The 23,668-nt window shown below is 70.9% G+C and carries 25 protein-coding genes and 1 pseudogene; 22 read left to right on the forward strand and 4 right to left on the reverse strand.

Features of this window, described 5'->3' with window-relative positions:
* The first annotated feature begins 4 nt into the window (after positions 1-4).
* The 6 genes from OG906_RS41495 to OG906_RS41520 all read left to right on the forward strand — a co-directional run bounded on the left by OG906_RS41495 (position 5) and on the right by OG906_RS41520 (position 3,434).
* Positions 5-403, forward strand: coding sequence for a hypothetical protein (locus OG906_RS41495; protein ID WP_212728692.1), 399 nt, complete (start codon positions 5-7; stop codon positions 401-403).
* Positions 404-428: 25 nt separating this feature from the next.
* Positions 429-785, forward strand: coding sequence for a hypothetical protein (locus OG906_RS41500; RefSeq protein ID WP_212728693.1), 357 nt, complete (start codon positions 429-431; stop codon positions 783-785).
* Between the two features lie 127 nt (positions 786-912).
* Positions 913-1,890, forward strand: a complete 978-nt coding sequence (locus tag OG906_RS41505) for a hypothetical protein (RefSeq protein WP_329449046.1) — start codon at positions 913-915, stop codon at positions 1,888-1,890.
* 101 nt (positions 1,891-1,991) lie between these two features.
* Positions 1,992-2,705 carry an HNH endonuclease family protein gene (locus tag OG906_RS41510; RefSeq protein ID WP_329449045.1) on the forward strand — a complete coding sequence of 238 codons (714 nt, stop codon included), beginning with the start codon at positions 1,992-1,994 and terminating at the stop codon, positions 2,703-2,705.
* Positions 2,702-3,070 (forward strand): hypothetical protein, encoded by a 369-nt coding sequence (locus tag OG906_RS41515; RefSeq protein ID WP_329449044.1) that lies wholly within the window; start codon positions 2,702-2,704, stop codon positions 3,068-3,070. The genes OG906_RS41510 and OG906_RS41515 overlap by 4 nt, the downstream gene beginning before the upstream one ends.
* On the forward strand, positions 3,063-3,434 hold the full coding sequence (locus OG906_RS41520; RefSeq protein WP_249938701.1) for a hypothetical protein: 372 nt from the start codon (positions 3,063-3,065) through the stop codon (positions 3,432-3,434). Before OG906_RS41515 ends, OG906_RS41520 begins: the two co-directional genes overlap by 8 nt.
* A gap of 107 nt (positions 3,435-3,541) precedes the next feature.
* Here the strand turns inward: OG906_RS41520 and OG906_RS41525 are convergent, their stop codons facing one another.
* The 4 genes and pseudogenes from OG906_RS41525 to OG906_RS41540 form a co-directional block, all read right to left on the reverse strand.
* On the reverse strand, positions 3,542-4,786 hold the full coding sequence (locus OG906_RS41525) for a hypothetical protein (protein ID WP_212728695.1): 1,245 nt from the start codon (positions 4,784-4,786) through the stop codon (positions 3,542-3,544).
* Positions 4,787-5,068: 282 nt separating this feature from the next.
* Positions 5,069-5,773: a beta-ketoacyl-ACP reductase gene (locus OG906_RS41530; protein ID WP_212728696.1), complete on the reverse strand. Its 705-nt coding sequence runs from the start codon at positions 5,771-5,773 to the stop codon at positions 5,069-5,071.
* 44 nt (positions 5,774-5,817) lie between these two features.
* Positions 5,818-6,147 (reverse strand): hypothetical protein, encoded by a 330-nt coding sequence (locus OG906_RS41535; RefSeq protein ID WP_249938742.1) that lies wholly within the window; start codon positions 6,145-6,147, stop codon positions 5,818-5,820.
* A gap of 306 nt (positions 6,148-6,453) precedes the next feature.
* Positions 6,454-6,534: pseudogene (locus OG906_RS41540) on the reverse strand (helix-turn-helix domain-containing protein); the annotation flags it as partial.
* Between the two features lie 251 nt (positions 6,535-6,785).
* Between OG906_RS41540 and OG906_RS41545 the strand changes: the two are divergent.
* From OG906_RS41545 to OG906_RS41620, 16 genes are all read left to right on the forward strand, one after another.
* Positions 6,786-7,658, forward strand: coding sequence for an MmyB family transcriptional regulator (locus OG906_RS41545; protein WP_212728697.1), 873 nt, complete (start codon positions 6,786-6,788; stop codon positions 7,656-7,658).
* Between the two features lie 69 nt (positions 7,659-7,727).
* Positions 7,728-8,699, forward strand: a complete 972-nt coding sequence (locus tag OG906_RS41550) for an MBL fold metallo-hydrolase (RefSeq protein ID WP_212728698.1) — start codon at positions 7,728-7,730, stop codon at positions 8,697-8,699.
* A gap of 310 nt (positions 8,700-9,009) precedes the next feature.
* Positions 9,010-9,540 carry a hypothetical protein gene (locus OG906_RS41555; RefSeq protein WP_329449043.1) on the forward strand — a complete coding sequence of 177 codons (531 nt, stop codon included), beginning with the start codon at positions 9,010-9,012 and terminating at the stop codon, positions 9,538-9,540.
* Between the two features lie 521 nt (positions 9,541-10,061).
* Positions 10,062-10,637, forward strand: coding sequence for a hypothetical protein (locus OG906_RS41560; RefSeq protein WP_024127094.1), 576 nt, complete (start codon positions 10,062-10,064; stop codon positions 10,635-10,637).
* A gap of 203 nt (positions 10,638-10,840) precedes the next feature.
* Entirely contained in the window at positions 10,841-11,548 is a 708-nt protein-coding gene (locus OG906_RS41565) for an ATP/GTP-binding protein (RefSeq protein WP_200725431.1), read from the forward strand.
* A 19-nt stretch (positions 11,549-11,567) separates the two neighbouring features.
* Positions 11,568-12,254 carry a flagella basal body P-ring formation protein FlgA gene (locus OG906_RS41570; protein ID WP_024127096.1) on the forward strand — a complete coding sequence of 229 codons (687 nt, stop codon included), beginning with the start codon at positions 11,568-11,570 and terminating at the stop codon, positions 12,252-12,254.
* Positions 12,254-13,075, forward strand: coding sequence for a hypothetical protein (locus OG906_RS41575; RefSeq protein ID WP_190148976.1), 822 nt, complete (start codon positions 12,254-12,256; stop codon positions 13,073-13,075). The genes OG906_RS41570 and OG906_RS41575 overlap by 1 nt, the downstream gene beginning before the upstream one ends.
* Positions 13,072-14,637, forward strand: coding sequence for a CpaF family protein (locus OG906_RS41580; RefSeq protein WP_190148975.1), 1,566 nt, complete (start codon positions 13,072-13,074; stop codon positions 14,635-14,637). The genes OG906_RS41575 and OG906_RS41580 overlap by 4 nt, the downstream gene beginning before the upstream one ends.
* Complete coding sequence (locus OG906_RS41585) at positions 14,634-15,563, forward strand: type II secretion system F family protein (protein ID WP_190148974.1); 930 nt, start codon at positions 14,634-14,636, stop codon at positions 15,561-15,563. The genes OG906_RS41580 and OG906_RS41585 overlap by 4 nt, the downstream gene beginning before the upstream one ends.
* A complete protein-coding gene (locus tag OG906_RS41590) occupies positions 15,560-16,459 on the forward strand; it encodes a type II secretion system F family protein (RefSeq protein ID WP_024127100.1) in 900 nt (299 codons plus the stop codon). Before OG906_RS41585 ends, OG906_RS41590 begins: the two co-directional genes overlap by 4 nt.
* Before the next feature lie 27 nt (positions 16,460-16,486).
* Entirely contained in the window at positions 16,487-16,684 is a 198-nt protein-coding gene (locus OG906_RS41595) for a hypothetical protein (RefSeq protein WP_329449042.1), read from the forward strand.
* Entirely contained in the window at positions 16,681-17,103 is a 423-nt protein-coding gene (locus OG906_RS41600; RefSeq protein WP_212728701.1) for a TadE family protein, read from the forward strand. Before OG906_RS41595 ends, OG906_RS41600 begins: the two co-directional genes overlap by 4 nt.
* Positions 17,100-17,537, forward strand: a complete 438-nt coding sequence (locus tag OG906_RS41605) for a TadE/TadG family type IV pilus assembly protein (protein WP_190148972.1) — start codon at positions 17,100-17,102, stop codon at positions 17,535-17,537. Before OG906_RS41600 ends, OG906_RS41605 begins: the two co-directional genes overlap by 4 nt.
* 12 nt (positions 17,538-17,549) lie before the next feature.
* Entirely contained in the window at positions 17,550-17,987 is a 438-nt protein-coding gene (locus OG906_RS41610; RefSeq protein ID WP_024127104.1) for a hypothetical protein, read from the forward strand.
* 5 nt (positions 17,988-17,992) lie between these two features.
* The gene (locus tag OG906_RS41615; protein ID WP_329449041.1) at positions 17,993-21,823 is read left to right on the forward strand and encodes a LysM peptidoglycan-binding domain-containing protein; all 3,831 of its coding nucleotides are present in this window, start codon (positions 17,993-17,995) and stop codon (positions 21,821-21,823) included.
* A gap of 190 nt (positions 21,824-22,013) precedes the next feature.
* Positions 22,014-23,648: a DUF2637 domain-containing protein gene (locus OG906_RS41620; RefSeq protein ID WP_329449040.1), complete on the forward strand. Its 1,635-nt coding sequence runs from the start codon at positions 22,014-22,016 to the stop codon at positions 23,646-23,648.
* Positions 23,649-23,668: the final 20 nt, after the last annotated feature.

Genomic DNA, 23,668 nt, shown 5'->3' on the forward strand with positions numbered 1-23,668 from the left:
AACCGTGACCATCCCGTCCCGCCAGATGTTCAAGTACGGAAACTGGGTGTTCGACATCGACCGGGCCATGCGCCTCCTGGAGGAGCACCCCCGGCCCACCGAGCAGACCTCCGTAGCCGACTGGTCGGCGGCCTACCACCTGAGCCTGCTCAGGCCGGACTACGACGGCCCCTCCTGGTGCCCGATCTTCGGCCCGGACCAGTCCCACTTCAGCGCCGAGCACGCCATGCGCACCGACCTCGAACAGCCGGTGATCATCGCCACCCTGGAGTTCGACAGCGGCCCGGCTCGCCTGCTGATCGACGGAGTGCACCGCATGTACCGGGCGATGACCGAAGGCCGCCCGACCCTCCCCGCGCACGTCCTGACCCTCGCCGAGACCGCGACGATCCGCGAGCACTGACACCGCCCACCACTCAGGAGTCCCCATGACCTCCATCGGCACCGCCCGTCACTTCCAGCCCCACGGCACGCCCGGCCACGTATGCCGCGACCACAACCGGGCAGTTCTGGCCCCGGCCGTCGCCGTCGAAGCCCTCCGCAAGGGCTTCGGCCCCGACCTGACCGACGCCCAGCTCGACGAATGCGCGGAGATCGCCGAGCGCAACCCGCTGTCCGACACCTCCCGCGCCGCCGTCCGTGCCGCTCTGGAGCCCGCCCTGTCCGTGCGCAACTCCCCGGCGACCGTGCACCATCGGCTGCTCAACCTCTCGCCCGGACACCCGCTGCGTGTCCGCGTCGGCGACACCGAGTACTTCCTGGTCCCCATCCCCATCACGCTGTAGCCCGCAGCCCGCACAAACTGCGGGTGGCCCGAATCAGACACCCCTCACCAACGCGTCCGGCCCCGGCCGGACGCGTTTTGGCATGATCCCCCTCGACCGAGATCCGGTACCTGACACAGGGGGAACCATGTCCGTGCGCCTGCGCCACACCCTTCCGACCGTGCTCGTGGCCGGGGCACTGCTGATCTCCGGCTGCGCTGGCTCCGACAGCGATCCCAAGGCCGACGGCAAGCCGACGAACAGCGCCCCAGCGGCCCGGCCTTCGTCCTCCACGGTGCTGCCGCACGGCATCGTGAAGCCGGGAACCGCGCTGCCGGTCGGCGACGGAGCATGGACGGTGACGCTGCAGGGCTTCTTGCGGCTGCCGGCCGGAACCGTGCCCGGCGTGCCGGCCGGCTCGAGCGCGTACACGGCGCGGGTGACCGTGGCCAACCAGCGGGCGCAGGTCGCGACCGCGCCGCGGACCGCCGTCACCGCCCGGTATGGAGCTCTCGGGCGCACGGCTGCCGAAGCCGCCGGCAGCAGCACGTCCTCCTCCAAGGACGAACCGCAGCAGGTCCGCCCCAACGGGTCCGTCGACCGGGACCTGAAGCTGGTGCTTCCCGATCAGGCCCAGGGCCTGCCGGTCACCGTGACCGTGGAAGCGACCGAGGAGGGCCTGGCCGAGCCGGAGCTGCTCTTCTTCGAAGGCGCCCTTCCGGGCACCGCCGCCTCGCCGGACACCCAGGCGCCGCAGGGCGCGCCGGCCGGGCCGTCGGTCACGCCGCTTGGGCAGTGGAGCGGCCAGGTGCGCGTGGGCAAGGTGACGGTGAGCGGCGAGGGCGCCTCGCGCACGGGGAGCCTGGAGCTCAGCGTGGTCAACCGATCCGCCGACCCGATGCGCGGCCTGGGCACCACCCTGCGGATCCTGACCGGCCAGGACCTGCACCTGGCCGCCACCGTCCGCCCGGTGTACGGGTACCGCGACGCTGCGATCGCCCCGTACCGCACCGCTACGCAGACCGTCTCCTTCCGTGTTCCGGAGGCGGCCGTCGGCGGCCCGGTGACGGTCGAGGCAGTCGACGCGGGCGGCTCCAAGGTCACCTTCGAGGGCACGCTCGGCTGAAGGAGCCCATAAAAGTTCGGGCGGAGTGTCACACCGGCGGTCCCCGCCACACCTGTAGCAGGTGAACGGTGCCTTCTCCGACCCGAACAGGACTCCCTTACATGGCCCCTCGCCTCCTGGCCGCCGGCCTCGTGCTCGCCGGCGCGCTCGCCGCCTCCGCCTGCGGACCCCTCACCGCCCCCGGCTCCACCGCCGATGCCGCCCCCGCTCGTGGTCCGGCCGCGGCCGGAGGCGCGCCCGTGCTGGCCCAGCTGAACAAGCTGACGGTCCGGGCGCAGATCTCCCTCGACGGCTACAGCCGCGACGCCTTCGGACCGGCGTGGAGCGATGCGGGCACGGTCGAGATGTCGGGGAATTCCTGTCCGACGCGCCAGGACGTCCTGGCGCGCGACCTGGAGGACGTCGTTCGGGCCGAGGACGGCTGCACCGTCCTCTCCGGCGTTCTCCACGACGGGTACACGGGCCGGACGATCGCCTTCAAGCGCGGCCCCGGTACGTCCATGGCCGTGCAGATCGACCACGTGGTCCCCTTGGCCCTCGGGTGGCGCTCGGGGGCCCGGGAGCTGACCGCCGCGCAGAGGCTGAACTACGCGAACGACCCGGCGAATTTGGTTGCTGCCGACGGTCCGACGAACGCCGCGAAGGGTGCCAAGGACGCCTCGGTGTGGATGCCCCCGCGGGCCGAGGCCCACTGCTGGTACGCGACCGCTCAGGTCCGTGTGAAGACCAAGTACCGCCTGTCGGTCACGCCGGCGGAGAAGGCGGCCCTGCGCACCGCGCTGGAATCCTGCCCGGCCGAGGCGGCCCGGCGATGAGGCCGGCCGCACAGCCGCTGCCTTTCGGAGCGGACCGGGACCGGTGGACCCATGCTGTCCGGGAAGCCGCCCGGCTGCATCACGCCGTGCGCGCCGAGCTGGCCGGCCGGCTCGCGGCCCCGGGCATCGAGCGGTCCGCAGTCGAGCGGCAGGAGGAAGCGGTGGAGTCGGCGATCCGTGACGACCGTGCGCCCGCGTCGCCGGCCAGGCCGGCGCTGCCGGAAGAGCTGCTGCCCCGGGCACTGCTGGACGAGGTGCGGCTGGAGCTGGAGGAGCTGGGGCACGGACTGCGCCACGCCCGGGAGGTCCTGGGCGGCGCCGACGAAGGAACGCAGCATGCGACGAATGGAGAGCGCGATGAGTGAGCACGAGCTGGACCGGCCTGTCCTGTGGCGGGAGGCCCATCCGGACGCCTACGCCGAACTGAAGCGCACCTGGGGGGTGATCGGGCACAGCAGTGTCCTCATGGTGCTCAGCCTGAGCTTGATCGGCACGTCGCTGACGCTGGGCTACCTGCATCTGCCGGGATGGCTGGCGACCGTCGCGCGCCTGGGCACCAGCGCAGCGGCAGTCGGCTGCGGCGCGGTCGGCCTGTGGCGGCTGGTCCGTGCCCTGTTCCGGTCGGCGCGGGCGGTCATCCGTACGCGCCGGCGCGGCGCCGGCAGCAAGGCGCAGGGGGCGGCCGCCGAGGACACCCAGCCCGAGGCCGCGCCGGCGGCGGCGTCCTGAACGGGAGAGGCGAGCCGTGTTCCGGTCCGAGAGCTTCACCGTCGGGTTCGCCGTCGGTGCCGTGGCCTGGTGCGTTCCGTTCGTGCGGGGGCTGGGCCGGCGCGGGGTCACCAGGGGCCTCGTTCCCGGGCGTCGTAGACGGCCTCCCACTCGGCGAAGGTGAGGCACTGCTCGGCGGTGCGCGCGTGGCGGGCCCGGTCCGCCGCCGCGAGCGAGGCGAGGATCCTGTCGCGGATGACGAAGCCGGGCGGATCGGGTTCCGGCTCGGCGGGTGGGTAGAGGCTGTGCAGACGGGTGCGCACCGTCTCCATGGCCTCCAGGAAGGCCGTGTTGGGCGGGACGGCGTCGGCCGGTTCCTCGCGCTGTCCACACGTGGGGGCTGGCTGGTCCTGGTCGGCGAACTCGCTCCAGCGGGCCATGATCACGCTGGCTGGGGAGGCCGGCCGCCGGGGCACGCGCCAGACCGACAGGTCGGCGGCGATGTCGGCGGCGGACAGGCCGGTGGCGATCCAGGGTCGCAAAGCGAAGGCGAGGCGGCGCAGGCCCTCGCCCTGGGTCCAGGGCACCCGGGGGCGTATCCAGGCGGCGACCGAGACGGCGTGCGCGGCCTGCTGCGTGTTGGCCCGGTAGGGCTCTGGAACCTCGTGCCTGCGACGGGAGCGCGGCCGCGCGCTGCGGGGTGCGCTGGTGTTGTTCTTCTTCCCTCCCATCTCAGCTTTAGGACGTGGGTGGTTGGTCTTACAGGAAGGGGTGTCACGGCTGTGGGAGGGGCGGGTGCGGCGGCGGGCGTCGGCGATGGCCAGCTGGCGTCCCTGTTCGGTGAATCCGATGTGCCGTGCGTGGTAGCCGTGGCCGCTCACACGGTGGCCGAGGGCGTCGTCCCAGGCGCGCGGGACGACGGCGGCGTAGATGGTGGCGGTGCCGGCCCACTCGCCGCTTCCGGCGGGGCGGGTGTTGGCCCGGGTTCCGTGGAGCGCCCAGACGAGGAGGCCGAGCTCGCGCAGGACGGCGATGTGCCGCTCCAGGGTGCGGCGGCTGATGCCGAGGCGCTTGAACATGGTGTCGCGGCAGTAGGCGACGTGCCCGTCGGCGTTCAGGCGCGCAGCGAGGTCACGCGCAACGCGCAGCGTGGTGTCGCCGGCCTTGGGGTGCAGGCGCTGGGTGATGGCCCAGGTGGCGGCGCGCAGGAAGTCGCCGCGCCGGGTACGCCGGGACGCGGTCGTGCCGATCTCCTGGTCCGCATGTTCACAGACCGGGTTGAATCGGTTGTTCGGGGATATTCGGTGTTGTCCGCGCGTTGGGCGCGGTGGGGCGGCGGTGGCGTGGACCGGCGCGCGGGCATGCTGCATCATGGGCAGGGCACGCCCTCCTTTCGGGCATGCGTGAGCCCCTCTTCGGTGGGGCCGGGTTCTTCCGGAACCAAGTGATCCGCCCTGGCAGGGGCGGTGTTGCCCGGTCTGCGGACCGGGTTCTTCACCAGGCGGGCTGGACACTCGCCGGGTGGTGGCAGAGATGCGGCGGGGCCGAGGTGCTGGACACACCGGGGGCCTGCTGCCGCGGGGCAGCCCACGGGGGACTGCCCGCTGTCAGATCATGCGCTCATCGGACTCCAGGGTTGCGGGCGGTCAAAGAGGTCAGTGGCCCATGCCGGCGCCGCCGTCGACGGGCACCACGGCGCCGGTGATGTAGGCGGCCTGCTCGGAGGCGAGGAAGGCCACGGTCGCGGCGATCTCCTCGGGGCGGGCGAGGCGGCCGAGAGGGATCTGGGTCTTGAGGTTCTCGAGTTGCTCGTCGCTGAGCGCCTGACTCATGGACGTCTCGGTGAGGCCGGGGGCCACCACGTTGAAGGTGATGCCGCGGGAGCCGAGTTCGCGGGCCATGGAGCGGGCGAAGCCGACGAGGCCGGCCTTGGAGGCGGCGTAGTTGGCCTGGCCGCTCTCACCGCGCAGGGCGACGGCGGAGGAGATGAACACCACGCGGCCCTTCTTCGCGCGGAGCATTCCGCGCGAGGCGCGCTTGGTGACACGGAAGGCGCCGGTGAGGTTGGTGTCGACGACGGAGGCGAAGTCCTCCTCGCTCATGCGCATCAGCAGTTGGTCCTTGGTGATGCCGGCGTTCGCGACGAGGACCTCGACAGGGCCGTGCTGCTCCTCGACCTCCTTGAACGCGGCGTCGACCTGCTCGGTGTCGGTGATGTCGCAGCGGACGGCGAGCAGTCCCTCGGGGGGCTCGCCCGAGCGGTAGGTGATGGCGACGCGGTCGCCGGCTTCGGCGAGGTGACGGGCGATGGCAAGGCCTATGCCGCGGCTGCCGCCGGTGATCAGGACTGAACGGGACACGAGGTGGTGCCTTTCTGTGGTGCTTTGTGGGGGTCTGTAGTCGGTCAACTGGCCCGGCGGGCGCCGGAACGCGTCAGCTGTCCGCTCATCGCCGCAGCCGTGTCCATCACGGCTGCCACGTACCGGGCGCGAGTGGCGGCCCGCCGCATGGGCCCGTCCTTGGCGAGCAGCGCCACGGATCCGGCGACGGCCGAGCCGTACCAGATGGGCGCGGCGATCATGGTGCGGCCGGGCAGCGGGGAAGGGCCGATGGCGTGACCTTCCTCACGGACGGGCGCGGTGTCGATCTTGTTGTCGCCGATGGAGCCGAGGCAGGCGAGGATCGCCAGGCCGGCGGCGTCGGACTCCAGAGGCGCTGATTCAAGAGATCGCAAAGTGATCTGAGGCGACGTGAGGACCTCGTCGGCGTGTGGTCCGTATGCCCGTTCCGCGCAGATCCTCATCGGAGTGCCGATCAGGTGTGGTCGGTAAACAAATACGACCTGGCCTGTTCTCGACTGTAGTGTGACGATCTCGGCCCTCACCGCAGGGGAGGGCGGGCCGGCCTGGAGGGGCTGGGCGGGTGTCGAAGAGGGGGGACCGTGCAGCGCGTCAGTCAGGGCGTAGCGAGCACGCGGCCCGCGCTGTTCGACGGCGCCCTCTCGCATCAAGGCTTGCAGATACCGGTGAGCGGTCGGCGCGGGAAGGTCCGCGGACTCGGCTACCGACGCCAGGGGATGTTCACCCGGCCCGAGACGGATCAGCGCTCTGAGCACCGCCATGGTGCGTGCCACGGCTCCGCCCGTGCGGTCCGGCGGGGTGGCAACGGGATGCAGCAACGCGAACTCCCCCTCGCGGTTGTGGAGGACCTTCGCGTCTCCCACAACGCGGATTCGATCCAGTGGTCGATTCTTCCCGGCCAAGATCCCGCTCACCAGGCTCTGAATTTTCCGGTCCGCGAATTTCAGGAGCGAGCGCTTCCGGTATATCGCGCGGCCTGCACGGGGATGGCATCACGGGGAAGGGTACAAAGTTGAATCAGAAGGAGGCGTTGCAGCAGCTGCTGCAATGGAAGCGCGGAGAGATAGACCCGGTCGAGCTCGGCTGGCCCAAGCGCACGGGACGGGGCCGGCGCTCACGCGGACTGTCCCAAGCCCAGGTCGCCCAGGCGCTGTTCGTCACGGAGAAGACCTACGCCGAGTTCGAGCGCGGGAACACACCTCAGCCGACCGCCGAGTTCCTCGACAACGTCGCCAAGGTGCTGAACATGAACGAGCGCGAACGGACCGCGCTCTACGTCTACGCGATCGGCTACGAGCCCCCGTTCCCCATGGACCCGATGGCGGGGACGAACGTCGATCCGGCGTGGCAGGTGGCCGTCAACGGCGTCTCGGGGCAGCCCTGTTACATCAATGACGTCGCCTGGAACGTGCTGGCCGCCAACGACGACTTCAAACTCATGTTCCCGCAGCCCGAGGGGAAGTCCCCGGCGCTGCCCGAACGCAACCTGATCCGGTGGATGCTCCTGCGCGAGGACGCGCGCGAGCACCACCTGGTCGACTGGGACACGCGCTGGGCGCCGCAAGTGGCGGCCCAGTTGCGCACGGCGGTCGCCGCTCACCCTGACAACGAAGACCTCCAGATGCTGGACAAGGAGGTCAACGACGACCCGGTGGCGGGGCCGATCTACCGCGACCACAGCCTGGCGTACATACATCCCGACGGCGACGCGCGGCCGATGCGGCACGCCGGCTACGTGACCCCGCGCGGCACGGAGGACCACCGGACCCGGTGCTGCGAGCGGCACGCGCCGTCCCAGCTGGGCACCGTCACCATGTGCGCCGCCCAGCCGTTCGGCAGCCCGGGCGCCCGGTTCTTCCTCCTGCCGTTCGTGCCCCACCACTGACACCGCGCCCGCGGTCGCCTCGGCGGAGAGATTTCGTCCGGGCGGCCGCGGCCCGCACAATGCATGCCCATGGCTACCACTGACCTGAAGCAGATCGCGCCCGGCGTCTTCGCCTGGCAGCCCGGCCACGACGCGACCTGGGGCCTGGCCAACTGCGGCTTCGTCGTATCCGGGGGCCAGGCCCTCGTCATCGACACGCCCTACACGCCCGCCCTGACCGACGTCTTCCTCACCGCGGCCCGTACGGCGGCGGGCCCCGGTGTCCCGCTGGACCGGGTCGCTGTCACCCACGCCAACGGTGACCACACCTGGGGTCTTCAGCAGCTTCCCGGCGCCGAGGTCTTCGCCACGCACGCCGCCCTTGAGCACCAGTGCCTGGAGCCGAAGCCGCAGCAGCTGCAGGCTCTCACCCACGACACGGACCCCGGTCAGCCCCTCGGCTGGTATTTCCGGGAGCACTTCGGCAAGTTCGACTTCGCGGGTATACAGGTTCTCCCGCCGACCGCGACGTTCACCGGACGCCACGACATCGCAGTCGGCGACATCCCCGCGGAGCTGCACGAGGTCGGCCCGGCCCACACCGTCGGCGACCTCATCGTCCATCTGCCCGAGCAGCGCGTGGTCTTCGCCGGCGACATCGTCTTCGCGGGAGACCATCCCTCCCACTGGGCCGGCCCCCTGGATCGTGTCTCCGCCGCCTGCCTGCGGATCCTGGACCTCGACCCCGAATGGATCGTCCCCGGCCACGGACCGCTGATGACCCCCGACGACCTGCGGACCTACGTCGCCTACCTCGACGACCTCTCGGACCAGGCGTACGTGATGCACGGCCAGGGCCGGACCGCCATCGAGGCGGCCCGCATCCTGATCAAGGAAGACCGCTACCCCGGCCTCGGCCTTCCCGAGCGGCTCGCGATCACCCTCAGTACGGAATACCGCCACCTCGAGCAGGACACCACCGCGCCGGACCTGCTGGAGCTGATGGACCACGCGGCACGCATCGCCTGGGACCGCTCCTCGGTCGGCCCGCTCGCGCCCTGACCTCTGCTCCAGCGGCGCACCTCGCCCATTCCGGCTGGTGAAACAGCGCAGCCCACTTCGTTCCGATCATTGAAATACGAACCGCTTGCGCAGCACAGGGGCTTGACCCCCGCTCCCCAGGGGGGTCAACTACCGACGTCGGCGCGCCGTGCACGCACGGGGGAGCGCCCACCCAGGCACCGAGGGCCCTCCCACGCCCGTTGACGTGCGCGGTCGAGCAGCACTCTGTTGCTGGACTCGATTCCGGATGCCGCCGCCGGCCCCCCGGCGGCGGCATCCGCTCGAAGCCGCTCCGCACCAGGGAGAGTTCATGAGCCCCGCCCCCATCGTCTTGCAGTTCCCCGTCGCCGTTCCCGAATTTCTCGCCCCCCGCATCAAGGACCTCCGCCACACCCTCCGCGCCGGCCGGCGCGAGGAGGCCCTGACGGCCGCTCGGACCATCAGCGAGGAACTCGCCGAGAGCCACGGCCCCCTGCACAACTACACCCTCCACGCCCTCGAACTCGTCGCCTTCTGCGCCCAGCTTGCCGAGCAGCCCGCCATGGCCACCGAGGTCTCGGTGCACACCGCCGCGGCCTGGCAGCAGGTTTTGGATGCCACCCACGGCCAGATCCGCCGGCAGGCCCGCAACGCCGCCGCGTCCTGGCTCACCGTCACCAACGCGCCCGACGCTGTCAGGACCGGGACGGGCCTCCTGGCGCTGCTGCAGTCCGTCTACGGCAAGGACCACCCCTCCACACCCTTCGTGGAACGTCGACTTAACGCCATCACCGGGGCCGACCAGGAGGCCGCCCGGAACGCCCTGCGCGCATCGGGACCGGCCCTGCTGATCAAGCCCTGAAGTCCTGGCCACAGCCTTTTCAAATGCCCGCGCCAGAGGCATATACCGGAAGTGCGGCTACCGGAAAAAACCGGGCCTGGCGGCACCTGATCTTTCTGGCCAGAATCAGGCTCGGACTGATCACGTTGTGGGAGACGCGACGTCCGTGACCGCGAGGGGGAAATCGCGTTGCGACATCTACGAACTGGACTCGTGCCACATGGGTCCGCATCACTGATACGACCGGCCGACCTCCGGTCGGGAACCGGGTGGATGACCGAGTCGACCATCCAGGCTTCGGTGCGAAGCGGCCCTCTTCACCCGCTGGCACCTCGTCACCGGTGGCTCACCGACGGCACGATGCCCCCACCGCGGCTGGGAGCCAGGCAATGGCCCTGTGCCGTGGCCGTAGGCTCGCCGGGTCCTGGCCTGGCGTGCACCTCCAGAGCCGGCGAAGCGCGGTAGAGGACTCACCTCGCCGCGTTTTGTCCGCCCTGAGCGCGCGCCAGCGCCCGCACCCGACTCCTGAAGGGGATCTGTCGATGGCTTCGACCACCCACCACCGCACCCATGTCCTGCGACTCGCAGGTGCTGTCCTCATGTGCACCGTCGCAGCCGGCGCTCTGGCCGGCTGTGGCTCCGACACACCCAAGAAGACGGCTTCCTCGCCCTCCGCCACCGCTTCCTCGACGCCGTCCAACGATCCGGATCAGGCAGCGAAGGACAAGGTCCTCGCCGCGTACACGAACATGCGCGAGGTCCAGATCAAGATGGCCGCGGACGGAGATCTGCACACCGAGGAACTGGCCAAGTACGCCAGGGGCGATGCCGCCACCGACCTCAAGAAGTCGGTCCTGCGCAACGAGTCGATGGGCATCAAGTTCACCGGCCGTCCTGAGATGAAGCCTCAGGTCACCGCCGTCGACACCAAGGGCAAGACCGCAACGGTCACCGACTGCTTCGACGCGACCAGCTGGAAGCCCGTCTACAAGGACTCCGGCAAGGAGCTCAAGCTCGCGGAGCAGCGTCTGAAGTACCCCGTCACGTCCCAAGCCACGCTGGAGGGCGACACATGGCTCGTCACGAAGATCACAGCCGACCGCACGAAGGGCTGCTGATCCGTTCTGCCCGCGTGCTGGGCCTCGTTGCGGTCCTGACCGCCCTGATACCGGCCGGCCTCGCGTATGCGGGGGGCGCCGGCCACTGCTCCGACGTGGACGTGTGCGTCGACGTCGGAACGCCCGGTAAGCCCGGTGGGGGCGGAGGCGGCGGCACCGGCGGAGGAGGCGGCGGGGGCGAGGGAGGCGGGGGCGGAAACGGGATGTGCAAGCTCACCGACGACACCGAGATCCCCTGCATGCCCGGGTACAACCCGGCCGACCGCTGCTTCTACGAGCTCGCGGATCCCCAGCCGCCGTCCGGTCCGGGGCACACCGACATGAACGGGGCGGACACCTCGGGTCCCGGCGCCTTCTACGTGAGGGACTGCATCGTCAACGACGTCGGCGGCATCGTCTGGCTGACCACGCCGCCCGCCACTGTTCTCCCCGACCCCGAGGTGCTGGCGCGTCAGGCCCGGGACAAGATGACGCTGCTGGGCGCGAACATCGGCAGCTCGCCGGGTCCTGACGCCCCTGGTCTCGTCGGCATGCCCGTCTGGCTGTGGAATAACAAGAGCGACACCACCTGGGGTCCCAACAGCGCGACGGCTGCGGTTCCGGGGTTGTCGGTGACGGCCACGGCCCGTGTCACCAAGATCACCTACTCCATGGGAGACGGCGGCTCGGTCACCTGCACGACCGCGGGCACGAAGTACTCCAAGACCTTCGGGGACAAGACCTCGCCGGACTGCGGCTACCGCTACACCAAGGTCTCCGCCGGCCAGTCGGGCGGGAAGTTCACCATCACCGCGACCAGCTCCTGGGAAGTCACCTGGCAGGCGTCGAACGGTGCAAGCGGGACGCTGCCCGACGAGATCCGTACGTCCAACACCACAGCGCGCGTCGGCGAGCTGCAGGTTGTCAACTAGCGCAAGGAAGACCATCACAATGCCGCGAACCAAGCAGCCGACGGCACCGTCCGAGCCGGGCTCCGCGCCTGTGCTGCTGCCGATTACCAACGACGCCCCGCGCCGCCGACGACGTCCGGTGGTCGTCGGCGCCGGCCTGGCGCTGGCCGCTGTGGGCGCCCTGGTGTCGGTGTGGATGGTCAACGAGGCCGGCGACAAGGTCTCTGTCGTTGCCACCCGGCACCCCATTGCGGCGGGCGAGAACATCAAGGCGTCGGATCTGGTGGCCACCGAGATATCCCACGACACCCAGCTGCGCTCGCTGCCCGCTTCCCGCGCATCCGACATCATCGGCAAGCCGGCCGCAGCCGACCTGCCGAGCGGTGCGCTGGTCACTGAGGACTCCGTGAGCGCCGAATCCAGTGTGACCAAGGGCAAGTCCGTGGTGGGCATCCTCGCCAAGCCCGGCCAGTTGCCCATCCAGACGCTGCGCACCGGCGATGCGGTCACCATCGTCCACACCCCTCAGGACGGCAGCGCCTCAGCCTCCTCCACCAAGGCAGGTTCCACCCCGGACAGTCTTCCTGCCGTCGTGTCCCGCGTCGGCGCGCCCGACGCCAACGGCGCCGTGGTCGTCGACGTTGCCGCGGCCGAGGTGAACAGCACGTCACTTGCTGCCTGGGCTGCCGGCGGCAACGTTGCCATCGTGCTGAAGGCGACGAGCTGATGGCGGTCATCGCACTGGTGTCGGGAAAGTCCAGCGGCGTCACCTGCTCGGCACTCGCGCTCGCCCTCTCCTCACCGAAGCCTTCCTTGCTGGTCGAGGCCGACCCCGCCGGCGGCACGATCCGCGCCGGCTACCTCGGCGGAGAAGGCAACGCAGCCACCGGACTGCACCGGCTGGCGGCCGCAGACCGCCAGGGCACCCTCGCGCGGGAGTTCTCCCAGCACTTCGTCAGCCTGGACCGCGACAACACCGGCCAGCGGATGCTCCTGCCAGGACTGACGGACCCCACGCAGGCGGCATCACTCAGCCGCACTTGGGAACCCATCTCCCGGCTGCTCGGCGTGATGGACCAGACCGGCCACGACGTGATCGTCGACGCGGGCCGCATCCTCACCGAGTCCGAGACCCGGCTGTCCACCACCCGCTACCCGACGCCGCTGCTGCACCGCGCCGACGCCGTCCTCATGGTCGTCCGCACCACCCAGGCCTCGATCGCGGCTGCCGCGCCCGCCGTGCGGGTCCTGAGGGAGGAACTCGCGCACCACGGCACGGGCTCCGACGCACTCGGGCTGCTGCTGATCGAGGAGGGTTCCTTCAACTCGAGCCAGGTACAGCAGCACTTGATGGCACCGGTGGTCGGCATGCTCGCGTGGGACCCCGACAGCGCCGACGTCTTCACTCACGGGGCCTACAAGAAAATGCCGCGCACCCTTCTGCGGTCCGCGCGCACAGCCCACCAAACGATCAATGAGCTGGTGACCAAGCGGCGCGTGCAGCTGCAACCGGCCGGAATGCAGGCGGTCACCGGGAGGGCATCATGACCGACACCAGGCCGGAGACCACGGCCCACGACTACACCGCCCTCTTCGCCCAGGCGCTCCAGGAGAGCACCACGCAGGACGCGCCGGTTCTCCGGCCCGTGCCCGCGCAGGCGTCTCCGGCCGGCCTCCCTCAGGGCCTCGTCCGGGTTCCCGACACCGCGGTCCCGGCCGCGCTCCCGGTCGGTCACGAGGTTCTCGCCGAGCTGCGTTCACAGGCCAGCATGAAGATCGGCGAGGCCGCCGGTGCCGACGCGTCCATGACCGAGCAGGACCGCCGGCAGCGCGGACAGTCGATCATCAGGCAGGTCGTCTCGGAATGGGCGACGAAGTACGCGGCCAGCGGATCGGATCTGACGCCCCAGCAGGAGCGTGCAGTACGCGAGGCGGTCTTCGACGAGTTGTTCCGCGCCGGCCGTCTCCAGCCTCTCCTGGACGACCCGCACGTCGAGAACATCATCATCTACGGCGACAAGGTGCGCGTCGACTACGCCGACCGTCCGACACGCACCTGGGACCCGATCGCGAAGACCGACCGCGACCTGATCAACCTCATCAACCACCTGGCGCGCATGCAGGGTCAGGGCGAGCGGGCGCTGACGCCGGCCACGCCGAACCTGAACCTCCGTCTGGCCGACGGATCGCGTCTGGCGGCGTCTGCGTACGTCACGCCGCGGCCGAGCATCGTCATCCGCCGCCACCGCACCCGCGGCCAGGGCCTGAACGACATGGTGCGCTGGGGCACGATCGACGCCTCGCTCGCGCACTTCCTGACCGCCGCGGTCAAGGGCCGCAAGAACATCATCGTGGTCGGCTCCCAGGGCGTGGGAAAAACGTCCCTGCTGCGCGCCATGGCCCGGGAAATCCCGAGCACCGAGCGCGTGGGCACGCTGGAGTCGGAGTACGAGCTCCATCTCCACGAGGACCCCGAGGGTCCAGAGGTCGTCGCCTACGAAGGGCGCGAGTCCAACGGTGAGCGCGGGGCCGACGGCAAGCTCCAGGGCGAGCTGTCCCTGTCCGACCTCTTCCCGCAGCTCCTGCGTATGTCGCTGCGGCGCGTGATCGTCGGCGAGGTCCGCTCCAAAGAGGTCGTGCCGATGCTGCACGCGATGAACGAGGGCGAGGGCGGGTCGATGGCCACCCTGCACGCCCGCAGCCCCCAGCTGTCGATCGAGCGCCTGGCCACCTTGTGTCTGGAGGCCGGCATCGGAATGACCGAAGCGCTGGCCTACCGGCTCATCGCCCAAGCCGTCGACTTCGTCGTCTACGTACGGCTGGTCGACGAGACCGAGCTCGTCGACCAGCGCGGCAAGCCGGGACGTAAGCACCGATTCGTCAGCCACGTCATGGAGATCACCGGCATCGGCGAGGGCGGTCGCCCCTCCCACCAGATGGTCTTCGCTCCCCGCGAGCAGGACGGGCGCCGGGAGCCGAGGGCCGTGCCCCACGGGAACATCTCCCAAAGCAACCTGGAAGACCTCGTCCGGGCCGGGCTGGACCGCACCGTCATGCAGCGACCGTGGGGCAGCTGGGGCGCGCCGCTGGAATCGGTGATGCCGCTGTGACGCTCACCCTCAACTCCCTGCTCGCCGCGCTCGGCGGTCTCGCCGCCGTCGGCGGACTCGCTCTGGCGGTCGCCGGTGGCGTCGGCTGGGCACCGTCGACGACGGTGCGCCGCCGCAGCCGCCTTGAGCGCAAGATCCGGGCCGTTTTCGTCAAGGACGCCCGTACGCCGACCTCCTGGTGGGCCCGGGGCCAGACACGCCTGGCCGGCTCTGCCGTGGCGGGCCTCGGCGTGTGGCTGTTCACCGGCTGGCTGATGGGCGGCCTGGTCACCGTCGCCGTCGTCATCGGCCTGCCCTGGCTGCTGAACACCTCCGGCTCCGGCAAGTCGCAGATCGACAAGCTGGAGGCGATCGAGGAATGGGTGCGGCGCATGTCCGACATCCACACCGTCGGCGTCAGTCTGGAGGCCACTATCCAGCGCAGCCTGGAGACCGTCCCGGGCGCCATCCGGGAGGAGGTCCGCCTCCTCGTCTCACGCCAGCAGGCTGGATGGGTGCCCCAGGACGCCTACCGGGCCTTCGCCGACGAGCTGAACGACGCAATGGTCGACGAGGTCGCCGCTCTGCTGATCCTGCACGTCGAGGACCGAGGCAGCGGGCTGAGCAAGGCTCTTCGTGAACTTGCCGAAGCCCTCCAGCATGAAGTGCTCTCACGGCGTGAGGTCGAGGCCGACCGGCAAAAGCCCCGCACCAACGACCGCTGGGTGACCATCTTCTGCCTGGCGATCTTCGGAGTCACCGCGTTCTCCGGCGCCTACGTCGAGCCCTACGACACCTTTGCCGGGCATCTCGTCCTGGCCTTCGTCGCCGTCGCCTTCGTCCTGGTCAAGATCTGGATGCGACGCATGGCGATCCTCGAACCCGCGCCCCGGTTCCTGTCGCCGGCCGACCGCTCCGGCGGCCAGATCGCCAAGGAGACGCCGTGATCTTCTCCCCCTATGCCATCGTCGGCGGCGCCGTCACCGGCCTCGGCCTGGTCATCGCCGCCCGCGGCATCCTGCCCGGTCGGCCCGACCTCGGCGACGTTCTGTCCCGCATGGATGCCACCCGGCTCGAGAACCTCGACCGCAACCGAGACAGCCAGCCCAACTCCCTCATGGAGAAGGCCGGTGCCTTCCTGCTGCGCACCGTCGGCGAAGGCACCCTGCGCCTGCCCCGCCAGCAGCTGGAGCTCGTCGGCCGGTCCCCCGCCGCGCACCTCGGGCGCAAGATCGGCCTCGCGCTGTACGGACTGCTGCTGCCTGTGCTGGCGGTGGGCCTGGCCAACCTGGCCGGCTACCCCTTCCCCGTGGCGATCCCGGCGATGGCGGGCCTCGGCCTCGCGATCGTCTTCTGGCTCCTGCCGGACCTGCAGCTCAAGCAGCAGGCCGTGGAAGCCAAGGACGACTTCCGGTACGCCGTCAAGGCATACCTGCGGCTCGTCCAGCTCGAACGCGCCGCTGACGCCGCCCCCACCCAGGCCCTGAAACGGGCCGCAGACGTCGGCGAAGGCTGGGTCTTCGCGAAGATCCGGGACACCATCACCCGCGCTGAGCTCGAAGGCATCAGCCCGTGGGAGGGCCTCAAGCGGCTCTCGCTCGAACTCGACGTCCCTGAACTCGGAGCGCCGGCCGACATCATCGCGATCGCCGGTGAGGAAGGCGCGGCCGTCGGCGACACCCTCGGCGCGCAGGCCAAGTCGCTCTCCGGCGCCCTGGTCACCACGGCGAAAGCCCAGGCCAACATGGCCTCCGAAAAAATGGTGATGCCTGTCGCGATGCTCGTCCTGATCATGACCGTATACATCGGCTATCCCGCGATCGCGCGGATCATGGCCAGCTAACTCCCAAAAGAGACAAGGAAATCCACGATGGGCAACGACCCCAACCTCATCTTCCTGAAGACCTTCTTCAGCGCCCGGATCGAGCGGCTGCGCAACCTCCGCGACGACCGAGGCTCAATCTCGATCGAGACGATGATGATCGTCGCGGGCCTCGTCGTCGTCGCCGCGATCGCCGCCGGCGTCATCCTCACCAAGGTCAACGAGAAGTCGAAAGAGATCAAGTGATCCGACTTCGCCGGGCTCTTCGCCGTTGGTCCCGCGCGCTCGCCGAGCGCGACGCGCGGGACCGCGGAGCCGTGTCCCTGGAGATGCTCATCGTCTTCCCAGCCGTACTGCTGATCATCCTGACGGTCGTGCACGTCGGCCTGTGGTGGCACGCGCGCAACGTGGCGATGTCCGCCGCACAGCTGGGGGTTGAGTCCGCCCGCGTACGAGGAGCGTCTGCAGGGACCGGCACTGCCGAGGCCCGGGAGTTCCTCTCCAGGGCCGGCGGCACCATCTCCGGCACGTCGGTAAGCGGGAGCAAGGGAGCGACGGTGACCATCCGTGTCACCGGCTACGTCGACACGATGATCCCCGGCCTGAAGCTGAAGATCGACCAGCATGCCGACGCGGCCGCCGAGCGCATCACGGAGGCCCGGTGAGCATCGCCGAAAGACTCCGCGACGACCGCGGCGCCCTGTCGCTGGAAGCGGTCATCCTGTTTCCCGTCCTCATTCTGGTGCTGCTGCTGGTCATCGCGTTCGGCCGGATCGGGTCCGCCGGCAACGCCGTCGACACCGCGGCTCGCAACGCAGCGCGCGCAGCCTCACTGGAACGCACCGGCGGTGCCGCCAGCTCCGCCGGATCACAAATGGCGCGCAGCGTGCTGGACCAGCAAGGACTGCAGTGCACGTCCACCTCCATATCCGTCTCTACCGGCGGGTTCTCCGCGCAGATCGGTGAGCCCGCCTCGACCACCGCCACGGTGACCTGCGTGGTGCGGCTCTCGGATATCGGATTGCCCGGACTGCCCGGATCCAAGACTCTGACCAGCAGCTTTACCTCGTCAATCGACTCCTACCGCCAGCGCGGCTGACAGGACCACCGCATGCCACCCGCCCGCTTCGCCCTCACCCACCGGATCCGTCGCGCCCTGCGCAATGACCGGGGCGCGATGAGCGTGTTCGCCCTCGTGACCATCGTGGCGCTCTTCGCCGTGGCCGCGCTCGTCTACGACGGCGCCGGCAAACTGCGAGCGCTCACCCACGCCGAGGGCGTTGCCGCCGAGGCAGCGCGAGCCGGTGGCCAGGCCGTCGATGCGAGCAAGGCGATCTCCGGCGACGGCATCACCGTCGACCGCAACGCGGCCGTCGCCGCGGCACGGACCTACCTCAGCCACGCAGGGGTCAGCGGCACGGTGAGCGTGAGCGAGGACGGCGGATCCCTGGAGGTGACCGTGACCGAGTCGTACAGCGCCGTGTTCCTCGCCGGGGCCAGCGGGTCCGTCACCGGCCACGGCAGCGCCAACCTCGTCTACAAGGGGTGACGATCATGAGAAACCGCAGTACCGCCGCCACCCTGGTCCGTGCGCTCGTCGCCCTGGTGGCCCTGGTCGCGCTCCTGGTGGGCGTGCCCGCCGTTCTGCTCGGCATCGGAGTCCTGCCCGACCACGTCCCCGGCTTCGACGAGATCACCGCCGCGCTCACCAGTCCCGACTCCGGCCAGCTGTTCCTGGGCGCCATCACCCTCATCGGCTGGTACGGCTGGCTCAGCTTCGTGGCCTCGGTCGTCCTGGAGACGGGCGCCGCGCTGCGCCACGTCCGGGCGCCCCGGATCCGCATGCTGGGCGGATCCCAGCAGCTCGCTGGCGCGCTCGTCGGCGGCATCCTCGTCCTGCTGCCGGCGGGCACCGCGATGGCAACTCCCGCCAGCGCCGCCCCCGCCACCGTTGCCACAGCCAGCGTCACCGCCGACGCCCACTCCACAGCGGCCACCGCAACCAAGGCTGCGTCCTCTTCTTCCGCGGCCTGGGACGGCCCCGTCCACCACGTCCAGGACGGCGACACGCTCTGGGACATCGCGGAGAAGCGCCTGGGTGCCGGAATCGAGTGGCACCGGATCGTCGACGCCAACGAGGGCGTACGCCAGGCAGACGGCTCGCTCGTCACCGCCGACACCACCGTCCTGCAGCCCGGCTGGACCCTGCGCCTTCCCGCCGACGCCGCACCCGTCGCCGATCACGGCGGAGTCCGTCCGCAGACCGCCGGCTCCAAGGCCGCGGCCGAGACCCACACCGTCCGCGCCGGCGAAACGCTGACCGGCATCGCCGAGGACGAGCTCGGCGACGCCGACGACTATCCCCGGATCGTCGAAGCGAACAAGGGCGTGAAGCAGGCCGATGGGCGCACCCTCGGCGACCCCGACGAGATCTACCCCGGCTGGAAACTGCAGATCCCCGCCGCGGCCGGCAGCGACCAAAGCGACTCAAAGCCGCACGAGGCCCAGCCGCCGCGCGAGCAGCCCACCGACCAGGGCAAGGCCGAAGACCAACCTGGCTCTGACCAGACGCAGCCGCCCGCCCAGGACAAGCCGGGCCCGGGCGCCGAGAACGGGGAGAAGGGCGAGACGGCCCAGACCCCCGGCCAGGGCACGGACAAGGACGCCCAGGACGGTGAGCAGCCGACCGCCCGGCCGGAGACCCCCACCCAGCAGCCCTCCGCGCACACCCCCGCGCCCGATCGCGAACAGCACGGCACGCCCACCCAGGCACCCCAGGACCACGACACCGAGGACGGCTCCGACAGCGGGGACCAGAGCGTGCAGACGATCGCCGCGGCGGGAAGCATCCTGGCCGCGGCCGTCCTCGCAGTCATCGCGACCCGTCGCGCGCGCCAGCAGCGCCGCCGGCGCCCCAAGCGGCGCATCCCCATGCCCTCCGGTGCCACCGCGGACTTCGAAAAGCAGCTCCGCGTCGCGTCCGACATCACCGGCACCGTGCTCGCCGACCGCGCCCTGCGCACCCTGGCTGCCAACTGCCGCCAAGCCGGCCGGCCCCTGCCGGAAGTCGAAGCGATGCGCATCACCGCGCGCGGAGTCGAGCTCCACCTGGCCGCCGCCACCCCGCCGCTGGAACCGTTCTCCGAGCACGAGGACAACCCGACCGTGTGGTCGTGCCCCACCCGGGGCGCGCACCTCCTCGACGAAGACGAGGCCGCCGACATCACCGCGCCCTACCCGGCCCTGGTGAGCCTCGGCGAGACCGAGGACGGCGACGCGGTCCTGGTCAACCTGGAGAGCATCGGCCTGCTGCGCCTGGCCGGCAGTCCGGCCGACGTCCGCGCGGTCATGCTCGCCCTCGCCGTTGAACTCGCCTCCTCCAAGCTGGCGCCCGACACGCAGATCGTCCTCGCCGGCGCCGGCAGCGACCTGCACCACCTCTACCCCGACCAGATCGAGCACCACGCAGACATCGGCCCGGCCGCCACCGAACTCCAGGCGCACGACGCTTTCCAGCGCCAGGCCCTCACCGACGGCGGCCACGACCACCTGTGGGCCGCCCGGCTCGGCGAGGACGGCGGCGACACGTGGATCCCCCGCATCCTCATCGCCACCGCCCCGCCCACCGGGCCGGCGGTCGCCGAGCTCGAGGACCTCCTCGCCTCCCGGCCCCGCACCTCGGTCGCGGTCGTCACCGCCGCGGGCGGCGAACTCGACCTGCCCGGCGCCTGGACGCTGCCCGCCCAGCCCGGCACCACCGTCGAACTGCCAGACCTGAACCTGGCGGTAAAGCTCCAGCACCTGGACGACGACTCCTACGACCGGCTCGTCCAGCTGATCGCCACCTCCAGCCGCACCGACGACGTCCCCCCGCCGGCGTGGACGGGGCACACCGGGTCGGCCGACACGAACGGCCCCCGCCCCACCGTTCCGGTCAGCGAGGACTCCGCGCTCGCTCCGGAGACCACCGCCGCCCCTGCAATGACCACCACGGTCGCCACGCAGGGCAGCGGCCTGGCGACCGCTCTGCCGGCCTTCACCGCCTTCTCCCCCGCCCTGATCGACGACGACGCCCAGAGCGGAAACGGCGACAGCTGGGAGGAAGAGGAGGACGGCAGCGCCCTGTCCCCCGCAGTCGCGGGCTCCCCCGCCCCCGACGACCAGCCCGACGAGCACACCGACAGCAACGCCGCCGGTGAGCCCACCGACTGGGAGGACGGCGAGCCTGCTGAGGACGGCGACCCCGAGGAAGCGTCCGCGCTGGGTGCCGAGGTGTGGGACACCGCCGAGCCGGAGCAGGACTTCGAAAAGGTCCTCGACGAAGTACTCGGCGAGCAGGAGGACGACTCCCCGTCGTCGCCCGACGAGGAGGAAGCCGACTCCGGACTGTCCGCCGCCGCGCTCGGCGACGGCCCGGACGAGGAGGAGCCGCAGGAAGCGGACTCAGCCCTGGCCGACGACGAGGACGAGTCCGGCCTGACCGCGGCCGCGCTCGGCGAGACCACGACAGCCTCGACAGCGACCGAAGCACGGATCATCCCCCGCCCCAGCGCCGCGACCTCCACCGTCCTGGCCGCGCTGGCCACCCCGCCGGCCGAGCCCGCAGGCCCCCAGGTCCAGGTCCTCGGCCCGGTGAAACTGGCCGGCGCGCAGGGCCGAGTGGGCAGCAACCGGCACAACCACCTTCTGGAGATCGCCGCCTGGCTCGTGCTGCACCCGGGCCTGGGCCGCCAGGACCTCGACAACGCGATCTGGCCCGGGCTGCGAAAGACCTCCAGCACCCGCAACACCGCGATCTCGCGGCTGCGTTCCTGGCTCGGCCCCAACCCCCACCTTCCCGCCGACGACCCCCGGGGCGCCTACCTTCCCGCGGTCACCGAAGGCGTCTACCGGCTCGGCCCCGCCGTCACCTCGGACTGGGACCGCTTCAAGGAGCTGTACCAGCAGGGCATGCACCACGACGGGCAGGACGCCGACGTCGCCCTCGCCCACGCCCTGGCCCTCGTACGCGGCCGCCCCTTCGCGGATGTCGACCCCTCCAAGTACTGCTGGGCGGAAGCCGACATCCAGGAGATGATCAGCGCGATCGTCGACGTCGCCCACGAACTCGCTGAACGCCGCCGCCAGATCCGCGACTACCGGGCGGCAGCCCAGGCCGTCACCAAGGGCATGCTCGTCGACTCCCAGAGCGAGCTGCTCTACCGGGACCTCTTCACGATCTGCCACGAGATGGGCGACCGGGAGGGCCTGGAGCGCGCCGCCGCCCAGTTGGCCCGAATCAACGCCGAGGAAGGCGTCGACTCCTCGCCCGAGACCGTGGGCCTGCTGCGCACGCTCCTCAAGGGCGAGAGGATCCAGCCCACTTTGGGGTCCGCGGCCTCATGACGCGTCTCAGATTCACCGACCTCCGGTGTCACACCGCACCGCTCGATCACACCTGTAGAGAGCGAGGGGCCCTTTCGGCCGTCCGTCCGACGAAGGAGACCGCGCACATGAGCCGCCGCCGGCAGAACGCCGCCGTCCCGCCCGCCGGGCCCACCACCGCGGCGGGCCACACCAGGGAAGGAGGACAGCGATGACCACCGTCCAGTGGGCGCTGCCCGCCGGCCTCGCCGTGGCCGGAATCGGCGCCGCGGCCACCGTCGCCATGGTGTTCGGCAACCGACGCAGAGCCGCCGAGCAGAACGCCACCGCCGAGGAGCGCACCCAGCTCGCCCTCCAGCGCCGCAACGCCTGGCAGCGCCGCCTCGCCGTGATCGCGCTCGGCGTCGGCTGCCTGATGATGTTCGTCCTCGCTGGCATCGCCGCCTGGCTTTCCTTCGGGGCGCAGCGCGAGTACGCCCACGCCCACAACGGCGGCGACTGGGACGCCGCGACAGGGTTCGCGCTGCTCCTGGACGCCGGCGCCCTCAGCCTCAGCCTGATCCGCTTCTTCGAGGCTCTGACCCTGCGCTCCAGCGCGATCACGCGGATCCTGCTGCTCGGGTTCGTCTCCGCGTCAGCGGCGATGAACCTCCTCCACGCCCCCGAGGCGGGCGCCGGTTCCGCCTTCCTCGCGATGGTCCCCCCGCTGGTGTACGCGGTGCTGCTCGAGATGCTGCTCTTCAAGATCGAGCAAGTGATCATGGGACGGCAGAAGCGCCGCAAGGCCGACCGCGACCGCAACTACAGCCTGCTGCTGTGGCTGCCCTGGCCGATCGGCGCGCCGGTGAAGATGTGGAAGGCGTGGCGGGCCGAGCTCCTGGCGACCGTCGACAACGTCCGCGTGATCGGCTCCCAGCGCCCCCTCCCGTCGGCGGCTGCGCCCGCCACGGCAGAGGTGACCGTGGAGCGGGCCGAGACCGCCGCGCCCCCGGCCGTCACCACGGCGCCCATGAACGCCCTGACCGCCGGTCCCGTGCAGCCTGCCGCCCAGAAGGCCGAGGAGCCTGCGCCCACAGCGGTGGCCGCGCCGGCACCGCCGGCGGCCGCGGCCATCGAACCCGGTGCCGTACCGCACGAACCCGCACCGGCGGCACCGGCGACCGCGGCCCCGGCGCCCGCCGCAGTGCCTGAGCCGCGCCCGGCCCCCGAGCCGGCGGCAGCTCCTACAGCAGCGGCGGCACCCGAACCGGAGCCGGTGGCGGAGCCTGCAGCTGCGGCCATGACCGAACCGGAGCCGGAGCCCGAGGGCATGGGTTCTGCGCCGGAATCCGGCGACCTCGCCGCGAAGCGTGCGCCCGAAGGCCAGCCGGGCGAGGCTGAGCCGGGGTCGCGGGAGGGCGCGGCAGACCCTGTCGAGGCTTCCAAGGTGGGCGAGCCCGCGAAGCAGGCTGACGAGGACGAGCTGCTGCCTGGCGACGAGAATGCGGACCTGGACCAGGACGAGCCGGACCCGGAGCACGACACCCCGCCGGACGAGGACGCAGAGGAGGATGCACGAGAGCGGGTGAGTATCGAGATCGACCTGTCGGTGCTGCCGCCGAACCTGTCCCAGCGCCAGCGGGCCGAGCGCATCTATGTCGCCCACCAGGCCGCGGGTGTGGCTTTGACACAAGCCGACTTGGGCAAGTGGGCCGGCTACAAGAACCCGAACTCGGGCGGCAACGAGTACCGCCGGCTGGAGAGGACGCACGGACCCATCCTGGTCCGCGAGGGTGCCACCCACGTCGACCTGAACTGGTCCCGCCACCAGCAGCAGGCTGACTCCGGTCACGCAGTGGCGGCCTGACCCCTGCGGTTACGACCTCC

This window comes from Streptomyces sp. NBC_01426 (genome assembly GCF_036231985.1).
Lineage (GTDB): Bacteria > Actinomycetota > Actinomycetes > Streptomycetales > Streptomycetaceae > Streptomyces.

Coding starts and splice junctions, on each gene's coding strand:
- OG906_RS41500 (WP_212728693.1), top strand. CDS start 429: ATGACCTCCATCGGCACCGCCCGTCACTTCCAGCCCCACGGCACGCCC.
- OG906_RS41505 (WP_329449046.1), top strand. CDS start 913: ATGTCCGTGCGCCTGCGCCACACCCTTCCGACCGTGCTCGTGGCCGGG.
- OG906_RS41510 (WP_329449045.1), top strand. CDS start 1,992: ATGGCCCCTCGCCTCCTGGCCGCCGGCCTCGTGCTCGCCGGCGCGCTC.
- OG906_RS41515 (WP_329449044.1), top strand. CDS start 2,702: ATGAGGCCGGCCGCACAGCCGCTGCCTTTCGGAGCGGACCGGGACCGG.
- OG906_RS41520 (WP_249938701.1), top strand. CDS start 3,063: ATGAGTGAGCACGAGCTGGACCGGCCTGTCCTGTGGCGGGAGGCCCAT.
- OG906_RS41525 (WP_212728695.1), bottom strand. CDS start 4,786: ATGATGCAGCATGCCCGCGCGCCGGTCCACGCCACCGCCGCCCCACCG.
- OG906_RS41550 (WP_212728698.1), top strand. CDS start 7,728: ATGGCTACCACTGACCTGAAGCAGATCGCGCCCGGCGTCTTCGCCTGG.
- OG906_RS41555 (WP_329449043.1), top strand. CDS start 9,010: ATGAGCCCCGCCCCCATCGTCTTGCAGTTCCCCGTCGCCGTTCCCGAA.
- OG906_RS41560 (WP_024127094.1), top strand. CDS start 10,062: ATGGCTTCGACCACCCACCACCGCACCCATGTCCTGCGACTCGCAGGT.
- OG906_RS41565 (WP_200725431.1), top strand. CDS start 10,841: ATGTGCAAGCTCACCGACGACACCGAGATCCCCTGCATGCCCGGGTAC.
- OG906_RS41570 (WP_024127096.1), top strand. CDS start 11,568: ATGCCGCGAACCAAGCAGCCGACGGCACCGTCCGAGCCGGGCTCCGCG.
- OG906_RS41575 (WP_190148976.1), top strand. CDS start 12,254: ATGGCGGTCATCGCACTGGTGTCGGGAAAGTCCAGCGGCGTCACCTGC.
- OG906_RS41580 (WP_190148975.1), top strand. CDS start 13,072: ATGACCGACACCAGGCCGGAGACCACGGCCCACGACTACACCGCCCTC.
- OG906_RS41595 (WP_329449042.1), top strand. CDS start 16,487: ATGGGCAACGACCCCAACCTCATCTTCCTGAAGACCTTCTTCAGCGCC.
- OG906_RS41610 (WP_024127104.1), top strand. CDS start 17,550: ATGCCACCCGCCCGCTTCGCCCTCACCCACCGGATCCGTCGCGCCCTG.
- OG906_RS41615 (WP_329449041.1), top strand. CDS start 17,993: ATGAGAAACCGCAGTACCGCCGCCACCCTGGTCCGTGCGCTCGTCGCC.
- OG906_RS41620 (WP_329449040.1), top strand. CDS start 22,014: ATGACCACCGTCCAGTGGGCGCTGCCCGCCGGCCTCGCCGTGGCCGGA.